Genomic DNA, 21,563 nt, shown 5'->3' on the forward strand with positions numbered 1-21,563 from the left:
CTGCGTTCGGCCAGCGTGGTTTAACGGGGCGCCTGAGATCAAGATCAAAAGCAGATCAAGATCAAGAGCGGCTCGCTTCGCATCGTGGTTACGGTTGAGCGCTACAGGGTTGTGTAGATACCCATGCCCCGATGAGGGTGGGTCAGTTGATAACTCTATAACTGACCCACCGCCATCGGGGGCAAGCCCCCTCCCACATTTGCCCCCCAGGGTGTCAGTGAAATACAGTCGATTTGCCCCATCCGGGGAACATCAATCCGTCACACCGGTCGGTTACATAAGTAGCTGCACGGGGTCGCGCGACGAACGCGTGCAAAAACGCGACATTTTTAGTTGATCCCACGCCCATCAAGCCCTAAAGTTCGCGCCGAACGTCCATGCTGGAAACGATCCATCCGGCTCAAGTACTGACGACGAGACAGCAAGGCCAAGGGACGCGTATCCCATGGCCTTTTTGCTTTCGGCGACATGCCTTGGGAAGTAGGCGAACCAAAGTGGGGATACGGAGGACGTTCATTTGCACCCATTGATTAATACAGTTTGCCCTTAGGAGTTCCCAGCATGTCGATCAACGTCGAAGATTATTTCGCGCGCGCCACCTTTGACAAAATGAAGGCGTTCGCCGACAAACAGGAAACCCCGTTCGTGGTGATCGACACCGCGATGATCAGCCAGGCCTACGATGACCTGCGCGCCGGTTTCGAATTCGCCAAGGTGTATTACGCGGTCAAGGCCAACCCGGCCGTCGAGATCATCGACCTGTTGAAAGACAAGGGTTCGAGCTTCGACATCGCCTCGATCTACGAGCTGGACAAGGTCATGGACCGTGGCGTCAGCGCCGACCGTATCAGCTACGGCAACACCATCAAGAAATCCAAGGACATCCGCTACTTCTACGAGAAGGGCGTGCGCCTGTTCTCCACCGACTCCGAAGCCGACCTGCGCAACATCGCCAAGGCTGCGCCGGGTTCGAAAGTGTATGTGCGCATCCTCACCGAAGGCTCGACCACGGCCGACTGGCCTTTGTCGCGCAAGTTCGGCTGCCAGACCGACATGGCCATGGACCTGCTGATCCTCGCCCGTGACCTGGGCCTGGTGCCGTACGGCATCTCGTTCCACGTCGGTTCCCAGCAGCGCGACATCAGCGTGTGGGACGCGGCGATCGCCAAGGTCAAAGTGATCTTCGAACGCCTGAAGGAAGAAGACGGCATCGAATTGAAGTTGATCAACATGGGCGGTGGCTTCCCGGCCAACTACATCACCCGCACCAACAGCCTGGAAACCTACGCTGAAGAAATCATCCGCTTCCTCAAGGAAGACTTCGGTGACGACCTGCCGGAAATCATCCTGGAGCCGGGCCGTTCGTTGATCGCCAACGCCGGTATCCTGGTCAGCGAAGTGGTGCTGGTAGCGCGCAAATCGCGTACCGCCGTCGAGCGTTGGGTTTACACGGATGTGGGCAAGTTCTCCGGCCTGATCGAAACCATGGACGAAGCCATCAAGTTCCCGATCTGGACCGAGAAGAAAGGCGAGATGGAAGAAGTGGTCATCGCAGGTCCCACCTGCGACAGCGCCGACATCATGTACGAAAACTACAAGTACGGTTTGCCGCTGAACCTGGCGATTGGCGATCGCTTGTACTGGCTGTCGACCGGTGCCTACACCACCAGCTACAGCGCGGTTGAATTCAATGGGTTTCCGCCGTTGAAATCGTTTTACGTGTAAGACGGCTGCAACTAAAAAAGCCCATGACGTTTCATGGGCTTTTTTGTGTGTGCTCCGAGGTTTCAGCGGTCCTCGCGAACGTGCCATAACCGTAAAACATAGAGCGTCGACTGTTGAATTTCGTAGCGCATTTCGTAACGGCCAACCAAAAGTCTTCTTACGTCGCGCGGCGAAAACTCTTCAATTCTTTCCCCGATACGCGGATTACTGAGCAATGTGTCCGGCGCCCGGGAGAGTGCCTGCACGGTGCGGGCGGCCGCTTGGCGGTTCACCACAGAGAGGAAGTCGTACAATCGAGCCAAGTCGGATAAGGCTTTACTTGTCCACTTCAGCTCCATCAGCGCGGAACCGGCAGCGGCGAGTCGGTGTCCAGGCTATCAGCCCAGGCCTGCACTGCCTGGTGATCAATCACACGCCCCGCATCGACATCCGCCATCGCTTCAAGCGTCAAGCGACTGCGCTCTTCTTCTTGATCGACCCAATCGACGAGAGCTTGCTTGACCACCCATCCACGTGAGCGATCCATCCGTGCGGCCATCTGGTCGACTTTCTGAGCAAGAGCGGTGGGAATGTGAGCGGTCATTACTTTGGTATCGGCCCCCATGGACACTCTCCTCGGGATATCTGGCGCAAGTGATTAAATATGATTCAAGCTTAATCATAGTGATTTAACGTTGAGCAACAACCTCAATTCATCGCCGTTCATCGACTTTGTTCCAGACTTGCGCAACACCCGCGCGGCCATCAGCACGTTCTCCATCAAGCACAACAAGCCCCACGCATCAGATGCGCGGGGCTTTTGCGTGTTTTTCGGCAACTCACGGCATAATGCGCGCCGTGACACCTATATCCAGCTAAGCGAGGCGCTTTGACGTGTTGAAGAAAACCCTGTTTCAGTTGCACTGGTTCTTCGGCATCACGGCCGGGCTGGTGCTGGCCTTGATGGGGATCACCGGGGCTGCGTACTCGTTCCAGGATGAAATCCTGCGCGCGCTCAACCCCACGGTACTGAACGTGCAGAAGCGCGAAGCCGGCGTGCTGCCTCCGGCCGAGCTGGTGCGCAAGCTGGAAGCCGCCGAAGGCAAGCGCGTGGCCATGTTGTGGGTGGAAGACCACAGCGGCAAAGCCGCCCGCGTGTCCTTTACTCCGCCGCCAGGCGAGCAGCGAGGCCAGTTGCGTTACTTCGATCCGTATACCGGCGACTACCTGGGTGACGCCGTCGGCCAGGATGTGTTCGGCTTCATCCTGCAGTTGCACCGCTTCCTCGCCATCGGCGACACCGGCCGCAACATCACTGGCGCCTGCACCCTGATCCTGCTGTTCTTCTGCCTTTCCGGCCTGTACCTGCGCTGGCCGCGCCAGGTCAGGAACTGGCGTGTATGGCTGACCCTGGACTGGCGTAAAAAGGGCCGCAGCTTCAATTGGGATTTGCACTCGGTGTTCGGCACCTGGTGCCTGCTGCTTTATCTGCTGGCAGCGCTGACCGGGCTGTATTGGTCCTACGACTGGTACAGCCGTGGCGTGACCCAACTGCTGTCCGATGCGCCGCAGAACGAGCGCATGCGCAAGCGCGGCCCGCCACCCGCAGGCCCTGCGCCCGCGGCCAACTATGAAGCGATCTGGAGCAGCATCTACAGCAATGCAGGCCCTGGCTTGAGCGCCTACAACATCCGCCTGCCGGCCGTCGCCGGGCAACCGGCCACCGTGTATTACCTGCTCGACAGCTCGCCCCATGACCGCGCGCTGAACCAGATCAACCTCGACCCGGCCACAGGCGAGGTCACGGCTCATGAGCGTTACGCCAAAAAGAGCCTCAAGGCGCAGTTGCTGACCAGTGTCTATGCGCTGCACACCGGCAGTTATTTCGGGCTGGTCGGGCGAATTGTGCTCACCGTGAGCGCGCTGCTCATGCCCTTGTTCTTTATCACCGGCTGGCTGCTGTACCTGGACCGTCGCCGCAAAAAACGCCAGGTGCGTGATGCGCGCAAAGGCCTGGTGGCAAGCCACGACGACGCGCCGGCCTGGTTGATCGGCTTTGCCAGCCAGAGCGGCTTTGCCGAACAGTTGGCCTGGCAGACCGCCGGGCAATTGCAGGCCGCAGGGCTCGGGGTGAAGGTGCAGCCCCTGGGCAGCGTCAGCCGCGATGACCTCAGTCAGGCGCAACAGGCGTTGTTCGTGGTCAGTACATTCGGTGACGGCGAAGCGCCCGACAGCGCCCGTGGCTTCGAGCGCAGCGTGCTCGGCCAGGACCTGTCCCTCAAAGGCTTGAACTACTCGGTGCTAGCCCTGGGCGACCGCCAGTACGCGCACTTTTGCGGCTTTGCGAGGCGCCTGCACTTCTGGCTGACCCATCAGGGCGGCAACCCGCTGTTTGCGCCAGTGGAAGTCGACAGTGGCGACACCGAGGCCTTGCTGACCTGGCAACAACAACTCGGCCAGCTCACCGGTCACGCGCCGGCAGCGGCGTGGCAGACGGCCCGGTTTGAACACTGGACCTTGAGTCAACGCACCCTGCTCAACCCGGACAGCATCGGCGCCCCCGTGTACCTGCTGGGCCTCACGCCACCCTCGCCCAGCAGTTGGCTGGCCGGTGACCTGGTGGAAATCCTGCCGCGCAATGGCCCACGGGCCGTCGGGCACTTCCTGGAAGGGCTGGGCCTGGCCGGCAGCGAAGGCGTATTGATCGAAGGCCTGGCGCAAACGCTGGACCAGGCCCTGGCCACACGCCAACTGCCGGACAACCGCACCCACCTGGTCGGCCTGCATGCCCAGGCACTGGTGGATGCGCTGGTGCCGCTGGGCATGCGCGAATACTCGATCGCCTCGATTGCCAGCGATGGCGTGCTGGAGCTGATCGTGCGCCAGGAGCGTCATCCGGACGGCAGCCTGGGCCTGGGCTCCGGTTGGCTGACTGAACACGCCGCCGTAGGCTCGAGCATCAGCCTGCGCCTGCGCCGCAACAGCGGCTTCCATCTGCCCGAGGCGCCCGTGCCGCTGATCCTGCTGGGCAACGGCACCGGCCTGGCCGGCCTGCGCAGCCTGCTCAAGGCGCGCATTTCCGAGGGCCGGCAGCGTAACTGGCTGCTGTTCGGCGAACGCCATATCGCCCACGACTACCTGTGCCGGGAAGAACTGCAAGGCTGGCTGGCCAGTGGCGACCTGGCCCTGCTGGACCTGGCGTTCTCGCGGGACCAGGCGGAGAAAATCTACGTGCAGGATCGCCTGCGCGAATCCGCCGACGTGCTGCGCAAATGGCTGGCCGATGGTGCGGTGATTTATGTATGCGGCAGTTTGCAGGGCATGGCCACGGGTGTGGACCAGGCGTTGGTGGACATCCTCGGCAGTGAAGCGGTGGAGCGCCTGATCGAACAAGGCCGCTATCGTCGGGATGTGTACTGAAATTTTACCGGCACTGTAGAACCAATGTGGGAGGGGGCTTGCCCCCGATGGCGGTGTGTCAGTCAATATCTCCGGTACTGATACACCGCTATCGGGGGCAAGCCCCCTCCCACAGTTTTTACCGCGTTCCAGGTCAAGCGGGCTGCAGTTTTTGCTCGAACACCGAGATACCATCGAGATCGCGCAAAATAACGGTCAACTCCGCCGTCTGCCCATCAATCTGCACCTCGCCGAAAAACTGAAACCCGGCAAACGGCGAGGTGTTCTGCGCCGGCGGTGCCTTCTCGAACACCACCTCGGGCCCGAAGGTCTTGTCCAACGGGTTGGGCCCGAAGCTCCCCGCATTCAGTGGCCCCGCGACGAACTCCCAGAACGGTTCGAAATCCTGGAACGCCGCCCGGTCCGGGTGATAGTGATGCGCCGCGCAATAGTGCACGTCAGCGGTCAGCCATACATGGTTACGTACCTTGTGCGCGCGCAGGAACCCCAGCAACTCGGCAATTTCCAGCTCACGCCCCTGCGCCGGGCCGGGATCACCGTTGGCAATCGCTTCCCAGCGCGGCACGCCGGGGCTGACTTCACCGTCGGGCACGCCCAGGCCGATAGGCATGTCGGCTGCGACCACTTTCCACTGCGCCTGGGACGCCTTGAGTTCGCGCTTGAGCCAGTCCAGTTGCTCGCGGCCGAGGAAGGGCTTTTCGCCGCCCAGGTTGTCGTCGTTCGGTCCGCGATAACTGCGCATGTCCAACACGAACACATCCAGCAGCGGACCGTAACTGAGCTTGCGATAAATTCGCCCGCCCGCGTCGGCGCTTTGCCGGCGCATGGGTGAATATTCCAGCCAGGCCTGGCGCGCACGGCCGACCAGGGTGTTGATGTCGCGAGTCTGGTAGCGCTCATCCAGCTGTTTACTCGACGACCAGTTGTTGATCACCTCGTGATCGTCCCACTGCCAGATCTGCGGCACCTCGGCATTGAAGCGCCGCACGTTTTCATCCAGCAGGTTGTAGCGGTAATTGCCGCGATATTCATCCAGGGTTTCGGCGACTTTGCTCTTGGCTTCGGTCGTGATGTTGCGCCAGATGCGTCCACCTTCGGTGGCCAGTTGCGCCGGCACCGGGCCGTCAGCGTAGATGGTGTCGCCGCTGTGGATAAAGAAGTCCGGCAGGCGCAGGCGCATGGCTTCATAGATGCGCATGCCGCCGATGTCCGGGTTGATGCCGAAGCCTTGCCCGACGGTGTCGCCACTCCACACAAAACGGATATCGCGACGCTGTTGCGGCACGCTGCGCAGGTGGCCGAACCACGGCTCGCTGGCGGCGCCGGTCTGGGCGTCTTCGAAATGCACGCGGTAGAAAATCGCCTGGTCGGCAGGCAACCCGGTGAGTTCGACGCGGGCGGTAAAATCGCTGCGGTTGTCGGCCAGGGGCGAGACGAATCGGCGTGGGTTGCTGAACACACTGCGGGTGTCCCACTCCACCACCATCCGCGCCGGGCGGTCGCTGCGGCTCCAGATCATCGCGCGGTCACCGAGCACATCGCCTGATTGCACACCATCGGTGAGCAGCGGGCGGTCCTTGACCGACGCAATCACCGCCGGCGCCAGGCCCGGCAACAACAGGCCCGCGCCAACAGCTTGCATCACGCGGCGACGGCCGAGATCGAAGTGGCTCATGCGTGTGCCCTCTTGAGTATCAAAAGGGCCACTTAAGCATGGCCGGATGAAGCAGATATGACACCGCCCTTACAGACACTGAAGATCAAATGTGGGAGGGGGCTTGCCCCCGATGGCAGTGTGTCAGCTGCAAATAAGCTGGCTGACACACCGCTATCGGGGGCAAGCCCCCTCCCACATTTTTTTACCGCGTCAGGCAGTGACGGCCAGCTCCGCCGCTTCCGGCCGCTTGATCAGCGCATACACCACACCGGTCAGCACACTGCCGGCCACGATCGCCAGCAGATACAGCAGCGCATGATTCATCGCGTTCGGAATCACCAACACGAACAACCCGCCGTGGGGCGCGGCCAGTTTGCAGCCGAAGTACATCGACAGCGCGCCGGTTAATGCGCCACCGGCGATGCTGGCCGGGATCACGCGCAATGGGTCCTTGGCGGCAAACGGAATCGCGCCTTCGGAGATAAAGCACAGGCCGAGAATCATCGCGGCCTTGCCGGCTTCGCGTTCAGTCTGGGCGAACTTGCGCCGGGCCAGGAGCGTCGCGATGCCCATGCCAATCGGCGGCACCATGCCGGCGGCCATGGTCGCGGCCATCGGCGCCCCGCTCGACGCCGCCAGCAGGCCGACGGAAAACGCGTACGCCGCCTTGTTGATCGGCCCGCCCAGGTCGACACACATCATGCCGCCCAACAGGATGCCCAACAGCACCGCGTTGGTGGTGCCCATGGTGCTGAGAAAATCCGTCAGCCCGGTCAGCAAGCGCGCCACCGGTGGGCCAACCAGATAGATCATGGCCAGGCCAGTGAACAAACTGGCCAGCAACGGGATGATCAGGATCGGCTTGAGCGCCTCCAGGCTTTGCGGCAAGCGCACCGCCCGGGAGATCAGCTTGACGCTGTAGCCGGCCAGGAAACCGGCGAAGATCCCGCCAATGAACCCGGCGCCCAGCGTGCCCGCCAGCAGGCCGCCGATCATGCCCGGCGCCAGGCCGGGGCGATCGGCAATCGAGTAGGCGATGTAGCCGGCGAGCAACGGCACCATCAGCATGAACGCCTGGTCGCCGACGGTTTTCAGCGCCGCCGCCAGGGTGCCTTTTTCTTCAAAGGCATGGATGCCGAACACAAAGGACAAGGCGATCAACAAACCGCCCGCCACCACCATCGGCAACATGAACGACACCCCGGTGAGCAGGTGTTTGTACACGCCGGTTTTTTCCGACTTGGCCACTGCGCCGCTGCCGGCGCTTTCCACCGCGCCTTCGGCCAGCGCCTTGTTGAGCGTGGCTTCCGATTGCTTGAGGGCAATACCGGTGCCGCAGCGGTAGATCTTCTTGCCGGCGAAGCGCTCGGTGGCGACTTCGATATCCGCCGCCAGCAGCACCACGTCGGCGTCGGCGATGGCCTGCGGACTCAACGGCGTGCGCGCACCGACCGAGCCCTGGGTCTCGACCTGCAAGTCATAGCCCAGGCGCTTGGCCGTCTGCTGCAAGGCCTCGGCGGCCATGAACGTATGGGCAACGCCGGTCGGGCAAGCGGTAATCGCGACAATGCGCGGGGCATTCCCGGCCGGTGCCTCGGTCGCCACGTACACCTGCGCCTCCTCGGCGCCCCGACGCAACACCGCGTCGACATCCGCCAGCGCCTGGGCCGGCGTGCTCTGGAACACGCGCTTGCCGACAAAACGCTGCATATCCACCGGCGTGCTGCTGACCAGCAACACCCACTCGGCGTCATCGAGGGTCGCCTGGGACAGCTGGCTGTCCGGGCGCTGCACGTCCACCACTTCGACACTGGTGCTCCAGCCCTGGCGCTGTGCGGCGGCGTCCAGCAAGCGGGCGCACAGCACACTGGTGACCATGCCGTTCGGGCAGGCGGTAACAATGGCTAACTTCATCACAAACCCTCTTATTGTTCTGTCAGCGTGCGCACATCGACGCCGCTTTCGAGACGCGCCAACTGCGCGTCATCGCTGATGCCGAAACCGATCTGCGTCACCGCCATCGCGGCAATCGCCGTGGCGCGGCGCAGGGTCTGCTCGGGCGCTTCGTCGCGCAGCAGGCCGTGGAGCATGCCCGCCAGCAGCGAATCGCCGGCGCCTACGGTGCTGGCCACCGTCACCTTGGGCGGCGTGGCCTGCAGGGTCGCCCCCGAGCTGTACCAGCTCACGCCGGCAGCACCGTCCGAGACCACCACATGTTCCACGCCCTGTTGATGCAACTGGCGGATGGCATCGGTGGCGTTATCCAGCGCCTGGGCAAGCTCTTCAGTATTGGGCTTGACCATCCAGGGGCCCGCCTTCAACCCGGCGCGCAAGGCTTCGCCGCTGGTGTCCAGGGCCACTTTCAGACCGAGGTTTTTCAATTGCTCGATCAGTGCCTGAAACCATTGCGGGCTGACGCCACGCGGCAAGCTGCCGGCGACCACCACCGCGTCGAAGTCAGGGCCGATCAGCGCAAGTCGCTTGAGCAGTTCGGCTTGCGCCTGCTCGCTCACCAGCGGCCCCGGCGCGTTGATGTCGGTCACCCGGCCATCCTGTTCGGCAATCTTGATATTGCTGCGGGTTTCCCCCGGCACGCGAACGAACGCGTCGCCAAACCCACGGTGGGCGATCAGTGCTTCGAACGCCTGCGGGTTGTCTTCACCGAGAAAGCCGCCCACGGTCACCGCGTGGCCGAGGTCCGCCAGCACCTGCGCCACGTTCACGCCCTTGCCGGCGGCATGGGTGATGAGCGTTTCGCTGCGATTGACTGCACCGGGTTCCAGGCGCGCCAGGCGTACCGTGAGGTCCAACGCCGGGTTCAGCGTCAGGGTCAAAATCCTTGCCATTTACACGGCCTCCACTAGAGCACGTACTTCGGCGGGCGAGCCCACCGCGAGTGCCTGTTGCGCCAGGCCCTGGGCCTGGCTCAGGCTGAATTCACGCACCCGCGCCTTCACTTCGGGGATGCTGCGGGCCGACACGCTCAGCTCGTCCACACCCAGGCCAATCAACACCGGCACCGCCAGCGGGTCCGCCGCCAGCTCGCCGCACACGCCGACCCATTTGCCATGGGCATGGGCGGCACGCACGGTGATGTCGATCAGTTGCAGCACGGCCGGGTGCAGGCCATCGGCCTGGGCCGACAGTGTCGGGTGACCACGGTCGATGGCCAGGGTGTATTGGGTCAGGTCGTTGGTGCCGACGCTGAAAAAGTCGACTTCGCGGGCGAGCACCGGCGCCAGCAGCGCGGCCGACGGCACTTCGATCATGATCCCCAGTTGCAGGTCGGCCACCGGGATTTCCAGGCGCAGACGCTCGGTCATGTCCCGGGCCGCGCGCCATTCATCCACGCTGCCGACCATGGGGAACATGATGCGCAACGGCCGGTTGTCCGCCGAACGCAACAGCGCGCGCAGTTGCGCTTCCATGATCTGCGGGCGTTGCAGGGTCAGGCGAATGCCGCGCACGCCGAGGAAGGGGTTTTCTTCCTCGGCAATCGGCCAGTACGGCAGCGGTTTATCGCCGCCCACATCGAGGGTGCGTACCACCAGCGGGCGCCCGTCGAGGCCGTCGAGTACGCGGCGGTATTCAGCTTCCTGGGTGGCTTCGTCCGGCGCTTGCGGGTGGGCCATGAAAATCAGCTCGGTGCGTAACAGGCCGATGCCCTCGGCGCCCTGCTCCACCGCCGCGGCCACTCCGGCGCTTTCGCCGATATTGGCGAACACTTCCACCGCGTGGCCGTCGCGGGTCAGCGCCGGTTCATGGCGTTGCGCAGAGGCGGCTTGCAGGCGTTGCTCGCGAGTGTCGCGCTCGACGGTCGCGCGTTGCAGGGTGGCCGCATCGGGGTCGACGTGCAGGCGGCCGCGCTGGCCGTCGAGCAACAAGGGTGTACCGGCGCCCAGCAGCAATACCGCCGCGCCGGCTCCGACCAGTGCGGGAATGCCAAGCGCGCGGGCGACAATGGCGCTGTGGGCCGTGGCGCCGCCACGGGCCGTGAGGATGCCGGCGACACGGGCCGGGTCCAGGCGCGCGACGTCCGAAGGGCCGACTTCGTCCATCACCAGGATGTAGGGTTCATTGGGTTCCTGCGCAGTGTCGACGCCGCACAGTTGCGCCAATACGCGGCGACCGATGTCGCGCAGGTCGGCAGCGCGCTCGGCGAGCAAGGCATCCTGCAACGACTCCTGCTGCCGGGCAGCCGCTTCGATCACGCTCATCCAGGCCGCTTCGGCGCTTTCGCCTTGCTTGAGGCGCGTATCGACTTCGTCGGTCAGCTCCGGGTCGTCGAGCATTTCCTGGTGGGTGATGAAGATCTCGCGAATCGCCTTGGACTGGCTGCGTTCGATCAGGCCCTCGATATCGCGACGCACATCACTCAGCGCAGCCTGCAGGCGCTGGCGCTCAACCGCGCAGGACTCACCGCGCAGTGGGTAGTCGAAGACCTGTTGCACCTGGATATGCGCAGGGCCGATGGCGATACCGGGCGCGGCGGCAATTGCCTGGATCTGGCTACCGGACAGCGGCGCGCTGATCACCGGTTCGATGTCGACAGTGGCGGGCTGGGCGCTGACGGTCGGCAAAGGCTCGACCTCTTCCCCCAGGCCTTCTTCAATTGCGGCCAACAGGGCCGGCAGCGCGTCCCCGGCAATGCTCGGCTCGGCGACGAATTCCAGCACCTGGCCACGCCGCGCGCCGAGGCTCAACAGCTTGCTCAGGCTTTTAACCGATACCGCGCCGACCGGACCATCGACAATGCGCACGCGAATATCGCCATCGAAGCTTTTCGCCAGTTGCGCGAGGATCTTCGCCGGGCGTGCATGTAACCCGTGGGCATTGGCCAGGGTGATGCGCGCGCTCGGCCAGTCGGGCGGCAGTTCGCCACCCAGCACCTCAAGCACGGCACGACTGCTGGTGGCGCGGCCCAATTCCTGGCCGCGCCCTTCGATCAGCAAGGCGCACAGGCGCTCGAGCAACGCCTGATGCGCTTCGCCCAGGCTGGCCAGGCAGAACAGGCCATTGAGCGGCTGGCCCAGGTAGCGCATGGGCTTGTCCGGCGTGACGAAGGCCAGGCCCGGGCGCTTGACCGTCTGCTCGCTGTGCAGCCACCACAGGCCATCGCCCAGGGGCAGTGCATCGACTTGCTGCAACACGGCGGCAAACCCGTTGCTCACGCAATCGGCCTGGCGCAACAGGCGCGCGCCGCGCCACACCAGCTCCTCGAAATCATCGGCCGACACGCCGAGGCTGATCATCTGTGCATCCAGTGCCAGTTCCTGCGGCGCGCCTTGCAGCAGTTTCAGCAAGGCGTCGGCAGAACCGGCACGGCGCAGCGCCTGGCCGAGGTCGGTCTCACCCAGGGCGCGGGTCAGCAATTGCAGCAAGCGCAAGTGTTCATCGGATTTGGCGGCAATCCCGATCGCCAGGTACACCACCTGGCCGTCGCCCCAGTCCACGCCTTCGGGAAACTGCAACAGACGCACGCCGGTGGAAAACACCTGGTCGCGGGTTTCCGGTGTGCCGTGAGGAATGGCGATGCCTTGGCCAAGAAAGGTCGAGCCTTGGGCTTCACGGGCTTGCAAGCCACTGAGATAACCTTCGGCAACCAGGCCATCGGCCACCAGTTTTTCCGCGAGCAGGTGCAAGGCCGCAGATTTATCCACCGCCACCTGGCCCATGGATATCTGCTCTACAGTGAGCTCGAGCATGCCGTTCTCCTAGTTAGTGCGGGGTGCGCACTAGGTATTGTTTTGAATAAATCAGCTTAGCGGTGTTCAAAAGTAACTGACTGAGCGGTCAGTTGGCAGTAGCCACTCAGCGGCGAACATCGTAAAAATACCCTTGCTGAAACGTTTAATCTAGAATTTATGGCAGATTACGCGTTAATTGCGCAAGCTTGAAGGGCCACTCGGCGCCTGTTGTGGGACATTGGTCGTATGCGGGAATCGGTTACGATTGGACAAAATGTCGGGGCACGCTCAAAAAAACAAGGAAACCCGGTTTGAAACTCAGTGATATCGCACGTCTGGCCGGTGTGTCGGTCACAACCGCCAGCTATGTCATCAATGGCAAGGCCGAACAACAACGTATCAGCAACGCGACGGTGGAGCGGGTGCGGGCCGTGGTCCAGGCCCACGGTTTTACGCCTAACCCGCAAGCCGCCGGCTTGCGCAGCCGGCACACGCGCACCCTGGGCTTTATCCTGCCGGACCTGGAGAACCCCAGTTACGCACGCATTGCCAAGTTACTCGAACAAGGCGCACGGGCGCGCGGCTATCAATTGCTGATCGCCAGCTCCGACGATGAGGCTGACAGTGAGCGCCAATTGCTGCAACTGTTCCGCGCGCGGCGCTGCGATGCGCTGTTTGTCGCCAGCTGCCTGCCGGCCGAGGATGACAGCTATCGCGAACTGCAAGCCAAAGGCTTGCCGGTAATCGCCATCGACCGGGTGATGGAGCCCAGCCAGTTCTGCTCGGTGGTCAGCGACGACCGCCAAGCCTGCCAGCAGCTCACCGGCAGCCTGCTGCAACCGTTGCCCAAGCAAATCGCGCTGATCGGCGCCCATCCGGAGCTGAGCATCAGCCAGGAACGTGCTGCGGGTTTTCGTGAAGCCCTGCAAGGCTTTACCGGGGAGGTGATCGTCGAACAGGGCGAAGCCTTCAGCCGCGACTGCGGGCGACAGTTGATGGAGCAATTACTGCAGCGCCTGGGGCATCTGCCTGACGCGCTGGTGACCACGTCCTACGTACTGCTGCAAGGCGTGTTTGACGCCCTGCACGACTTCCCGCTCAAGTCGCGGCCACTGCGCCTGGGCACCTTCGGCGATACCCAGTTGCTGGACTTCCTGCCGCTGCCGGTCAACGCCATGGCCCAGCAGCATCAACTGATCGCCGACACCGCCCTGCGCCTGGCCCTGGCGGCCATTGAAGAAGAACATTACCAACCCGGCGTGCACGGCATCAGCCGAACCTTCAAGCAGCGTATTCACGAGGCCTGAGCGTGGAGCTGATCGACACCCACACCCACCTGGATTTCGCGGACTTCGACAGTGATCGTCCGCAGGTCCTCGCCCACAGCCGTCAACTCGGTGTGCGACGTATGGTGGTGCTCGGGGTTTATCAGCGCAATTGGCAAAGGTTGTGGGATCTGGTGATGGAGGATGAAGGCTTGTTCGCCGCCTTCGGCCTGCACCCGGTGTATCTCGATGAACACTGCCCTGCCGACCTGCTGGAATTGGGCGACTGGCTGACGCGCCTGCAGGGCCACCGGCAACTGTGCGCCGTGGGTGAAATCGGCCTGGATTACTTTCTTGAGCACCTGGACCGAGCGCGCCAGCAAGCGCTGTTCGAAGCCCAGTTGAAACTGGCGGTGGATTTCACCCTCCCCGCTTTGCTCCACGTACGCCGCAGTCACGCGGCGGTGATCGCCACACTCAAACGCATCCACCTGCCGCGTGGCGGCATCATTCATGCGTTCGCCGGCAGCCGGGAAGAGGCCCGCGAGTACATCAAGCTTGGCTTCAAGCTGGGCCTGGGCGGTGCCGCGACCTGGCCGCAGGCCTTGCGCATGCACAAGGTGCTGGCCCAATTGCCACTGGAAGCGGTGGTGCTGGAGACGGACGCGCCGGATATGGCGCCGGCCATGTATCGGGGCCGGCGCAACAGCCCACACCACTTGCCGGACATCTGCAGCGCCCTGGCCGAGCGCATGGGCATCAGCGCGTCACGGCTGGCTGAGGCGAGCACACGCAATGCGTGCGAGCTGTTCCAGTGGTAAGCGGCTGACGACTTGCAGGTTCAAGGTCATCCGTTGCCGATGCCGCACGTAGCGCAGCACCAGAAAGTGGATCAACAGCGTCGTCAGCGAAATGTTGAATTGCCCGATCACACTGAGCAGCCCCAGCCACTCTGCAAACAGCGCTGCCAGGAGGGTCGCGCAGGTCAGCATGATCATGCCGGGCGGCACCAGCGCCCAGTGGTCCAGGGCACGAAAGCGACGCAACTGCTTGCGGCAACACAGCTGCAGGCACGTGTGGCAATAGGTACAGACGAAGGGTTCGTCGATGGCGATGGCGTTCAGTTGCCAGGGTTTGAGTTCAAACGTCATGTCGCAGTGGGCGCAATGCCCTTTGATGCCGATGACAGCGGCCATCGCCGTGCCTCCTTGAGACCGTGACCAGATGATTCAAATGTTCACTCATTCACGGCATATTGAAAGGCCAGTAGCGAAATCAGGATAAGGGCCACGTGTGACGGGGTTAAATCCCACCGAAAATTCCTACGTGCGGAACGCGCCATAGGTATCTACACAACTTTGGCGTGACGCCGAACTTGCTCCCCGTTGCTACCCGTAGGGGGCACAGCAGCCTATCTTACTGATACCCCACAAATCCAAATGTGGGAGGGGGCTTGCCCCCGATGGCGGCCTTAGGGCCGACCAGGATGTTGGATTGGGTTGAGTACATATCCGTTTCTGCGGTCACGGCTGCTTAGGGTTCCGCTTTTACAGCGGCTCACTTTTGAAAAGCGCAAAAGTAAGCAAAACGCTCTTGCCCCACCACTCGGCACCTCGCCTAGGCTCGGTGTGCCCGAACGCAGGCTTGAATCCGTGGGTAACCCGGCAGGACGCCGGGTTAGCCGCCCCGCGCCATGGATGGCGCGTGGCGGCGGCCCACGGATTCAAGCCTGCGTTCGGCCAGCGTGGTTTAACGGGGCGCCTAGGATCAAAAGCAGATCAAGATCAAGGGCGACTCGCTTCGCATCGTGGTTAGTGTTGGCGGCTATAGCCTACGAAGTTGTATGGATATAGGTTATCGGGGGCAAGCCCCCTCGCACGCTGACTGCGCCTCCCCGATTTTCGCTGATCCCTGCTCGGTCAAATGTGGGAGGGGGCTTGCCCCCGATGGCGGTCTCAGGGCAACACCGTCCAGATTGCAAATCCGGCATACCACAGCACCGCCGCACGCAGCAGCAATTCCCACAGTTGATCAAGACTGCTGATGCCTTCGGCGCCCACTACCGGTGGCGGTATTTCCGCAGCGGCCAGGCCGACTTTTTCCACCAGTTGTGCAGCGCTGATATCCCAGCTGAGCAATTCGTGGAGCATGACCCGGCTGACCCCGACAAAGTTGCCCACCAGGGCAAAGCTCGCGGCCAGCAGGCGCACCGGCAGCCAGTCAAAGGCGTGGCGCATTTGCGTGGCGCGTTCGGCCACCAGGGGGTTCTGGCTGTGCTCACTGGCCAGCGCCAGCAGGCGATAGGCCAGAGCCGCCACCGGGCCCAGCAGGAAATACCAGAAAATCACCGCGAAAAAGCTCTGGTACGCCTGCCACAGCAAATGGCCTTGAACCCGCTCGAGCAACTGCTCGCCACTGTCGGCACCCAGCTTCAGGTCACGTTCGGCCACGTGCTCGGCGGCTTGCAGATCACCCCGCCGCCAGGCATCACGAAACGGTCCCAACGCGGCCAACAGATCGCCACGGCCCAGGCTGTAGATCACCACCAGTACATGCACCGGCAACGCCAACAAGCCATAGGCCACGGGCTCCAGCACCAGCAGCAACAAGCCCAGCAGCGCCGCGGGCAGCACCACCAGCGCCAGCAGGATCAGCCAGGGCCGCTTGCCCATGCGCGGGCTCGATTCAAGCCTGGCCAGCTCGCGCAGCCAGCCGCCGTCGCGCTGCAACCGCTGGCGCAAGGCCGAGAACTTCTCGATCCACACTGCCAGCACCAGCACCAGGAAACTCATAGTTTGTGTCCTCCATCCTGCAGCGCGCCACGAAAGCGCTTCCAATCAAAAGCCGGGCCCGGATCGGTTTTGCGGCCTGGGGCGATGTCGCTGTGACCGCAGATACGTTGGGGGGTGATCGCAGGATAAGCTGCGAGCAGCTGACGCGTCAGCTCAATCAGCGCCTGGTACTGGGCATCGGTGAACGGCAGATCATCTGTGCCTTCCAGCTCGATTCCCAACGAGAAGTCGTTGCAGGTGTCACGCCCTTCAAAGCTGGAGACGCCCGCGTGCCAGGCCCGGTCCCGGCATGCCACAAACTGCGTCACTGTACCGTCACGCTCAATCAGAAAATGCGCAGAGACCCGTAGGTGGACTATCCCCTCAAAGTAGGCATGCTCCGTTACATCCAGGCGATTCTGGAAAAACTCATGCACCTTACCGGTGGCAAACTGCGCCGGAGGCAAGCTGATGTTATGTATCACCAACAACGATACCTCACCTGCCGGGCGCTCGTTGAAGTTGGGCGAAGGGCAATGGCCAATGCCCTCGAACCAACCGCTGACGGGGTCCAACTGCATACAGGCTCCTTGACTGAGACAAAGTGTTACCAGTATGCCGCGTTCCGCCCTGCGGTTGCGATCACTTGCCGCGATTGAGTTGACGCAGGTTGCCCATCACCGCCGCCAGCGCGCGATCGAACAGCAGCCCCTCGTCCAGGCTGTGCAGGGCGCCGCGCTTGAAAGCCGCAGCCAATTGCCCGGGGGTTTGCTCCAGGACCTTGAGCCCCGTGCGGCTGACGAAAATATAACGATGGTTCGGCGCCATGATCGCCGTGAGCTTGCAGCGCAATACCGTGTCGTCGTCCTGGCGCAACTCCACCCAACCGCCGACCCGCAACGGGAGCACCTTGAGCAGGTCAGGGTCATCATGCGGCCAGTCCTCGCCGGCGTCCGACAGTGGGGTGCCGAGAACAAAGGGCTCGCGAACTTCAATCAGCCCGTCGTCGCCCCCGCCTTCGCATGTTTGAACATGTACGGTCTGCAAGCGTAAAAAAAACTCCCGCGTGCTGAAAGGATCGAACGCCGCACTGGCCAACCCGTCGCGCAACGACTTGAGCAACCCTGGCAATTGCGCCAGCAGATGCCGGCCTGCCTCGGTGTCTTCGTGCAGGCCGACGCTCCAGATCAATTCATCCATGGTGCGCAGCCCGGTCTGCCACTGCACCGAGTGTTCGCCGTGCTTGAGAGAGGCCAGCAACAGCACCTGGCTCCAGGTTTGTTGCAGAAATTGCACCACGAACGGCGGCAGGACCTTGCCCAATAACCGCCGGTTCAGCGCGTGCGCCACGCGCTGGCGAGCGACCTCGGTACGCAGGCGCCCTTCCTCGACATCACGGGTGTGCTGTTCGAGCAACTCACTGCGCCGCTGCTCTTGATCGATGAAGGTGCTGAATGGCGCCAGTAACTGCGAAAAAATCAGCGGATCTTCGGCAAATTCATTCAACAGGCGCTGGATGACCTGTTCGATACGCAGGTACAGGCTGTCGTTCTGATCGCCGTCGTGCGGGCTGCACCCCATGGCGGCACTGGCGATCTGATTGAGCAAGCGGCGTGCCGGGTGACCGGCGCAACTGAACAGGCTCTTGTCGAGCACGGCGACTTTCAGTATCGGGATCTGCAAGCGAGCGATCAGGGCCTTGAAGGCGTGGGGCACACTGCGGTCATTGCGGATGAACTCGAAAAGCAGCGCGACGAGGTTGATCACATCTTCGTCAGCCGCCTCCACCACCCGCGACTTGCCGCTCTTGACGCTGACCCGGGTCAGCAACTGTTCGAGCTGGTTGCGCAGGTCGAAATCGTCCTCGGCGCCAGGCTCCGGTACGTATTGCTGCAAATGCGACAGCAGGCGCAGCAAGTCTCGGCTGGCGATGGGTTGCGGTTGCGCACTGGCTTCAAGGGTTGGCGCTACGCTGCCGCGCACCGCCACCAGCAAGGCTTGCAGGGCGGCAAAGGCTTGCTGGCCGCTTTCGTCACAAGGCGCTTCGGCGGTCGGCGGACGCGCCGGTTGCGGGAGCTCACACGCCGCGCGGCCACCTGCACGACGGGACGGCACGCTCTGGAGTCCGGGCAGGACCCCGGTGGCAACCAGCAGTTGGTTGGCTTCGCCATACAGGTGGTCGGCATCGCTGAGCACGTATTTCTCGAAGAGCTTGAGCATGATCAGCTTGACCCGGATCTCCACCCCCAGGCTGCGGCCCGCCTGCAAAAAAAACTGGCAAAGCCGTGCAGGGCCCAGAGGGTTCTCATGATCGGTCATGGGCCTGCCCAACACTTCACTCAGGCGCGCGCTCAGTTGCCCGAGCGCCAAGCCATCACGGTGGCGTACCCGACCGAGCATTGCCTCCAGTGCCACGGCCTTTTCCCGGTCATCGGCCCGGATAGCGCCGGCCACCTCATAGGACACCACAGGCACCGGGTGCAACGCACCGCTATCGGCCTGGCTCAGGTTGGCGAAGGCGGCATACAGTTGCTCCATGAACACGCGCTCGAAGTTCTTGCGCTTGAGGCGCAGGTCGCGCATGGCCTGAAAGAAAATATGCTGGTCAACCGTGCTGCGGGCCTTGTCGGCCATTTCAAACAGGGTGTCGTCGGCGTTATCGAACAGTTCCTGCAACCCCTGTTGCAACTGTTGCGCCGCTTTGTCACGCACCTGCAGCACCACCACCGGCAGACGTGCGAGCGGCGATGGCGTGGCCTGTGCCTGCTTGATAGGCACCACCTTCCCGTCATTGTGCATCCTGGCCTCCTGAAACGGCGGGTGTTGAGATGGGCAGGAACGGGGCCTGACCCGCTGGGCATTGCAAATACCCGATCACCATCAGGACGTCAAAGCTATGACGCCAATTGCAAGGCGCGAGATTATCGGCAAATCATGGACATTGCGCCAGTAAACTCTGCCCGGCGCGGTAAATGAGTGACGCGTCTGGGTTCCAGTTCACACAGCCCCTATAATCGCGGCACTTAGTCTGTGGAGCCTGTTATGCCGAACCTGCGTCTTGCCGACCTCGCCGCCGAAATAGAAGCCAACGTGCGCCGCGCACTCCTGGAAGACATCGGCAGTGGTGATATCACCGCACAGTTGATCCCGGCCGAACGGCTGGCCAAGGCCACGATCATTACCCGCGATGCGGCCGTGATTGCCGGGACCGCCTGGGTGGATACGGTCTTCCGCCAACTGGACCCCCGCGTCGCCGTGCATTGGCAGGTGGCCGACGGTGAGCGCGTCAGTCCCAACCAGCCGCTGTTTCACCTTGAAGGGCCGGCGCGCTCGCTGCTCACCGGTGAACGCAGTGCGCTGAATTTCCTGCAGATGCTGTCAGGTGTCGCCACCCGCGCCCGATACCTGGCGGATTTCGTCGCCAGCACCCAGGTCAAGCTGCTGGACACGCGCAAGACGTTGCCGGGCCTGCGTCTGGCGCAGAAGTACGCGGTGACCTGCGGCGGTTGCCACAATCATCGCATCGGGCTGTATGACGCCTTCCTGATCAAGGAAAACCATATCGCCGCGTGCGGGGGCATTGCCCAGGCCATCAGCGCGGCCCACAAAATCGCCCCCGGCAAGCCGGTGGAGATCGAAGTGGAAAGCCTGCAGGAGTTACGCGAAGCACTGGCGGCGGGTGCCGACATCATCATGCTCGATGAGCTGAGCCTGGACGACATGCGCGAAGCCGTGCGGCTGAACGCGGGCAAGGCCAGGCTGGAAGCCAGCGGCGGGATCAATGAAAGCACGCTGCTGCCCATTGCCGAGACCGGCGTGGATTACATCTCCATTGGTGCGATGACCAAGGATGTGAAGGCTGTGGATTTGTCGATGCGGCTGAGTATCTAAAGAGCCTAGGCAGTAGGAGCGAGCTTGCTCGCGAAAAACTCAACGACGCCGCGTGCACTCGGATGTCACGCGTTATCGTTAACGTTTTTCGCGAGCAAGCTCGCTCCTACCGGCAGCGTTTAGACTACGAGATTATTCATCTCGCAATACTCGTCCCATTCGACCCCCAGCACTTCGGCGGCCTCCTTGTGCAAGGCGAGGCGTGCGGCTTCGAATTCTTCCGGTGCGCAGGTGTACTTGAGGGTCAGTTCCCAAGGCTGGAGATTCTGGCTCTCGGCCTCGTCCTCGAATGCCCACTGAATCTGATCACGCTGGTCGTCAGCGCTCAGGTCCTTGATCTCGTCTTTGAGCTGCGGCGTTGCCTCGAGGTATTTGTCGAGGGCTGCTTGGTGCCGAACTTCCTGGGTCATCTCAGTCGTGGTCATGTCGTTCTCTTAGATCGAGGAATGGGGATGCATCTGGGTCATCAAGGTTGCGCAGATACGAAAGAGCAGGCGCGAATGCCGGCTCGTCTGGCCTTCAGAACCATTCTGGGATCATCTGAAAACTGTGCCTTTGAAACAGGCCTTTTGAAACGGGCCCTTGAAACATGCCAGTGAAACAGTGTTGCCTTGGTGCCCGAGACAGGAATCGAACCTGCGACCTTCGCGTTACGAGTGCGCTGCTCTACCGGCTGAGCTACACGGGCGGTGGGCTAAAGCTAGCACCGCATTGGGCATGCGGCAACCGGCTCGCTCACCACCCGCCAGACGTCATGCGCCGTTGGCGCCACAACCCTTGGCGACGTATTGCGCCTCGGCCGTGGTTGCACAGGTCCAGCCGCTGGTGGCGCTGCGCGTCAAGGTGATGGTCTTGCCCAGTACGGGCGCAGGCGCATCAACGATTTCACAGCTGATGGAGCCGCTGCCCGTGGCGACATCTGCTGTCACATCGACCTTGCAATTGGCGGTGGGGCTCTTGCCGCCAATCAACGGCAGCGTGGGTACGGTGCCCTGGTTAATCACATCTTCGTAGCCGGCCTTCAACGCGCTGATTTCGGCCAACCCCGCGGTGAACTTGGCCTTGGCCTGGTGCTTGGTGTACATGGGCAAGCCAATCGTGGCCAAAATGCCGATGATTGCCACGACGATCAACAACTCGATCAAGGTAAAGCCTTTCTGATGCATCA

At 62.5% G+C, this 21,563-nt stretch carries 18 protein-coding genes and 1 tRNA gene; 6 read left to right on the forward strand and 13 right to left on the reverse strand.

The window, feature by feature from the left end:
• Positions 1–561: 561 nt before the first annotated feature.
• Entirely contained in the window at positions 562–1,725 is a 1,164-nt protein-coding gene (locus BFP90_RS09035) for a type III PLP-dependent enzyme (RefSeq protein WP_003188470.1), read from the forward strand.
• A 62-nt stretch (positions 1,726–1,787) separates the two neighbouring features.
• Here the strand turns inward: BFP90_RS09035 and BFP90_RS09040 are convergent, their stop codons facing one another.
• On the reverse strand, positions 1,788–2,063 hold the full coding sequence (locus BFP90_RS09040) for a type II toxin-antitoxin system RelE/ParE family toxin (RefSeq protein WP_065883631.1): 276 nt from the start codon (positions 2,061–2,063) through the stop codon (positions 1,788–1,790).
• The gene (locus BFP90_RS09045) at positions 2,063–2,329 is read right to left on the reverse strand and encodes a CopG family ribbon-helix-helix protein (RefSeq protein ID WP_065893646.1); all 267 of its coding nucleotides are present in this window, start codon (positions 2,327–2,329) and stop codon (positions 2,063–2,065) included. Before BFP90_RS09045 ends, BFP90_RS09040 begins: the two co-directional genes overlap by 1 nt.
• Positions 2,330–2,399: 70 nt before the next feature.
• Here BFP90_RS09045 and BFP90_RS09050 point away from each other — a divergent pair, with 70 nt between their 5' ends.
• Both BFP90_RS09050 and BFP90_RS09055 read left to right on the forward strand, forming a co-directional pair.
• Positions 2,400–2,597: a hypothetical protein gene (locus tag BFP90_RS09050; RefSeq protein ID WP_065896488.1), complete on the forward strand. Its 198-nt coding sequence runs from the start codon at positions 2,400–2,402 to the stop codon at positions 2,595–2,597.
• Position 2,598: 1 nt separating this feature from the next.
• Positions 2,599–5,124 carry a PepSY domain-containing protein gene (locus tag BFP90_RS09055; RefSeq protein WP_065896489.1) on the forward strand — a complete coding sequence of 842 codons (2,526 nt, stop codon included), beginning with the start codon at positions 2,599–2,601 and terminating at the stop codon, positions 5,122–5,124.
• Between the two features lie 133 nt (positions 5,125–5,257).
• On the opposite strand, the gene BFP90_RS09060 is transcribed toward BFP90_RS09055, so the two are convergent.
• The 4 genes from BFP90_RS09060 to ptsP form a co-directional block, all read right to left on the reverse strand.
• Positions 5,258–6,799, reverse strand: coding sequence for an alkaline phosphatase D family protein (locus BFP90_RS09060; protein WP_065896490.1), 1,542 nt, complete (start codon positions 6,797–6,799; stop codon positions 5,258–5,260).
• A gap of 192 nt (positions 6,800–6,991) precedes the next feature.
• Positions 6,992–8,695, reverse strand: coding sequence for a PTS fructose-like transporter subunit IIB (locus BFP90_RS09065; protein WP_065896491.1), 1,704 nt, complete (start codon positions 8,693–8,695; stop codon positions 6,992–6,994).
• An 11-nt stretch (positions 8,696–8,706) separates the two neighbouring features.
• Positions 8,707–9,627, reverse strand: a complete 921-nt coding sequence (gene pfkB / locus BFP90_RS09070) for a 1-phosphofructokinase (protein ID WP_065893651.1) — start codon at positions 9,625–9,627, stop codon at positions 8,707–8,709.
• Complete coding sequence (gene ptsP / locus BFP90_RS09075; RefSeq protein ID WP_065896492.1) at positions 9,628–12,486, reverse strand: phosphoenolpyruvate--protein phosphotransferase; 2,859 nt, start codon at positions 12,484–12,486, stop codon at positions 9,628–9,630.
• Between the two features lie 293 nt (positions 12,487–12,779).
• Here ptsP and cra point away from each other — a divergent pair, with 293 nt between their 5' ends.
• Positions 12,780–13,775, forward strand: coding sequence for a catabolite repressor/activator (cra, locus tag BFP90_RS09080; RefSeq protein ID WP_065891889.1), 996 nt, complete (start codon positions 12,780–12,782; stop codon positions 13,773–13,775).
• 2 nt (positions 13,776–13,777) lie between these two features.
• A complete protein-coding gene (locus BFP90_RS09085; RefSeq protein ID WP_065896493.1) occupies positions 13,778–14,554 on the forward strand; it encodes a TatD family hydrolase in 777 nt (258 codons plus the stop codon).
• Here the strand turns inward: BFP90_RS09085 and BFP90_RS09090 are convergent.
• From BFP90_RS09090 to BFP90_RS09105, 4 genes are all read right to left on the reverse strand, one after another.
• A complete protein-coding gene (locus tag BFP90_RS09090) occupies positions 14,501–14,929 on the reverse strand; it encodes a hypothetical protein (protein WP_065887981.1) in 429 nt (142 codons plus the stop codon). The genes BFP90_RS09085 and BFP90_RS09090 overlap by 54 nt on opposite strands.
• A gap of 759 nt (positions 14,930–15,688) precedes the next feature.
• Positions 15,689–16,525, reverse strand: a complete 837-nt coding sequence (gene ampE / locus BFP90_RS09095; protein WP_065887982.1) for a regulatory signaling modulator protein AmpE — start codon at positions 16,523–16,525, stop codon at positions 15,689–15,691.
• The gene (ampD, locus tag BFP90_RS09100; protein WP_065887983.1) at positions 16,522–17,085 is read right to left on the reverse strand and encodes a 1,6-anhydro-N-acetylmuramyl-L-alanine amidase AmpD; all 564 of its coding nucleotides are present in this window, start codon (positions 17,083–17,085) and stop codon (positions 16,522–16,524) included. The genes ampE and ampD overlap by 4 nt, the downstream gene beginning before the upstream one ends.
• 61 nt (positions 17,086–17,146) lie before the next feature.
• Positions 17,147–19,303 carry a DUF1631 domain-containing protein gene (locus tag BFP90_RS09105; protein WP_065896494.1) on the reverse strand — a complete coding sequence of 719 codons (2,157 nt, stop codon included), beginning with the start codon at positions 19,301–19,303 and terminating at the stop codon, positions 17,147–17,149.
• Between the two features lie 243 nt (positions 19,304–19,546).
• Here BFP90_RS09105 and nadC point away from each other — a divergent pair, with 243 nt between their 5' ends.
• The gene (gene nadC, locus BFP90_RS09110; RefSeq protein ID WP_065891885.1) at positions 19,547–20,395 is read left to right on the forward strand and encodes a carboxylating nicotinate-nucleotide diphosphorylase; all 849 of its coding nucleotides are present in this window, start codon (positions 19,547–19,549) and stop codon (positions 20,393–20,395) included.
• Positions 20,396–20,514: 119 nt separating this feature from the next.
• Here nadC and BFP90_RS09115 read toward each other — a convergent pair whose 3' ends face one another.
• The 3 genes from BFP90_RS09115 to BFP90_RS09125 form a co-directional block, all read right to left on the reverse strand.
• Positions 20,515–20,820 (reverse strand): DUF6388 family protein, encoded by a 306-nt coding sequence (locus BFP90_RS09115; protein WP_065891884.1) that lies wholly within the window; start codon positions 20,818–20,820, stop codon positions 20,515–20,517.
• Positions 20,821–21,007: 187 nt separating this feature from the next.
• A tRNA-Thr gene (locus BFP90_RS09120) sits at positions 21,008–21,083 on the reverse strand.
• Positions 21,084–21,147: 64 nt separating this feature from the next.
• Positions 21,148–21,561 carry a pilin gene (locus BFP90_RS09125; RefSeq protein WP_065896495.1) on the reverse strand — a complete coding sequence of 138 codons (414 nt, stop codon included), beginning with the start codon at positions 21,559–21,561 and terminating at the stop codon, positions 21,148–21,150.
• Positions 21,562–21,563: the final 2 nt, after the last annotated feature.

This window comes from Pseudomonas sp. 24 E 13, from assembly GCF_900004715.1.
GTDB classification, from domain to species: domain Bacteria; phylum Pseudomonadota; class Gammaproteobacteria; order Pseudomonadales; family Pseudomonadaceae; genus Aquipseudomonas; species Aquipseudomonas orientalis_A.

What these genes read in the sequence shown, in the direction of transcription:
- BFP90_RS09035 (WP_003188470.1), top strand. Translation starts at nt 562, where the DNA reads ATGTCGATCAACGTCGAAGATTATTTCGCGCGCGCCACCTTTGACAAA.
- BFP90_RS09040 (WP_065883631.1), bottom strand. Translation starts at nt 2,063, where the DNA reads ATGGAGCTGAAGTGGACAAGTAAAGCCTTATCCGACTTGGCTCGATTG.
- BFP90_RS09045 (WP_065893646.1), bottom strand. Translation starts at nt 2,329, where the DNA reads ATGGGGGCCGATACCAAAGTAATGACCGCTCACATTCCCACCGCTCTT.
- BFP90_RS09060 (WP_065896490.1), bottom strand. Translation starts at nt 6,799, where the DNA reads ATGAGCCACTTCGATCTCGGCCGTCGCCGCGTGATGCAAGCTGTTGGC.
- BFP90_RS09065 (WP_065896491.1), bottom strand. Translation starts at nt 8,695, where the DNA reads ATGAAGTTAGCCATTGTTACCGCCTGCCCGAACGGCATGGTCACCAGT.
- pfkB (WP_065893651.1), bottom strand. Translation starts at nt 9,627, where the DNA reads ATGGCAAGGATTTTGACCCTGACGCTGAACCCGGCGTTGGACCTCACG.
- ptsP (WP_065896492.1), bottom strand. Translation starts at nt 12,486, where the DNA reads ATGCTCGAGCTCACTGTAGAGCAGATATCCATGGGCCAGGTGGCGGTG.
- BFP90_RS09090 (WP_065887981.1), bottom strand. Translation starts at nt 14,929, where the DNA reads ATGGCCGCTGTCATCGGCATCAAAGGGCATTGCGCCCACTGCGACATG.
- ampE (WP_065887982.1), bottom strand. Translation starts at nt 16,525, where the DNA reads ATGAGTTTCCTGGTGCTGGTGCTGGCAGTGTGGATCGAGAAGTTCTCG.
- ampD (WP_065887983.1), bottom strand. Translation starts at nt 17,085, where the DNA reads ATGCAGTTGGACCCCGTCAGCGGTTGGTTCGAGGGCATTGGCCATTGC.
- BFP90_RS09105 (WP_065896494.1), bottom strand. Translation starts at nt 19,303, where the DNA reads ATGCACAATGACGGGAAGGTGGTGCCTATCAAGCAGGCACAGGCCACG.
- nadC (WP_065891885.1), top strand. Translation starts at nt 19,547, where the DNA reads ATGCCGAACCTGCGTCTTGCCGACCTCGCCGCCGAAATAGAAGCCAAC.
- BFP90_RS09115 (WP_065891884.1), bottom strand. Translation starts at nt 20,820, where the DNA reads ATGACCACGACTGAGATGACCCAGGAAGTTCGGCACCAAGCAGCCCTC.
- BFP90_RS09125 (WP_065896495.1), bottom strand. Translation starts at nt 21,561, where the DNA reads ATGCATCAGAAAGGCTTTACCTTGATCGAGTTGTTGATCGTCGTGGCA.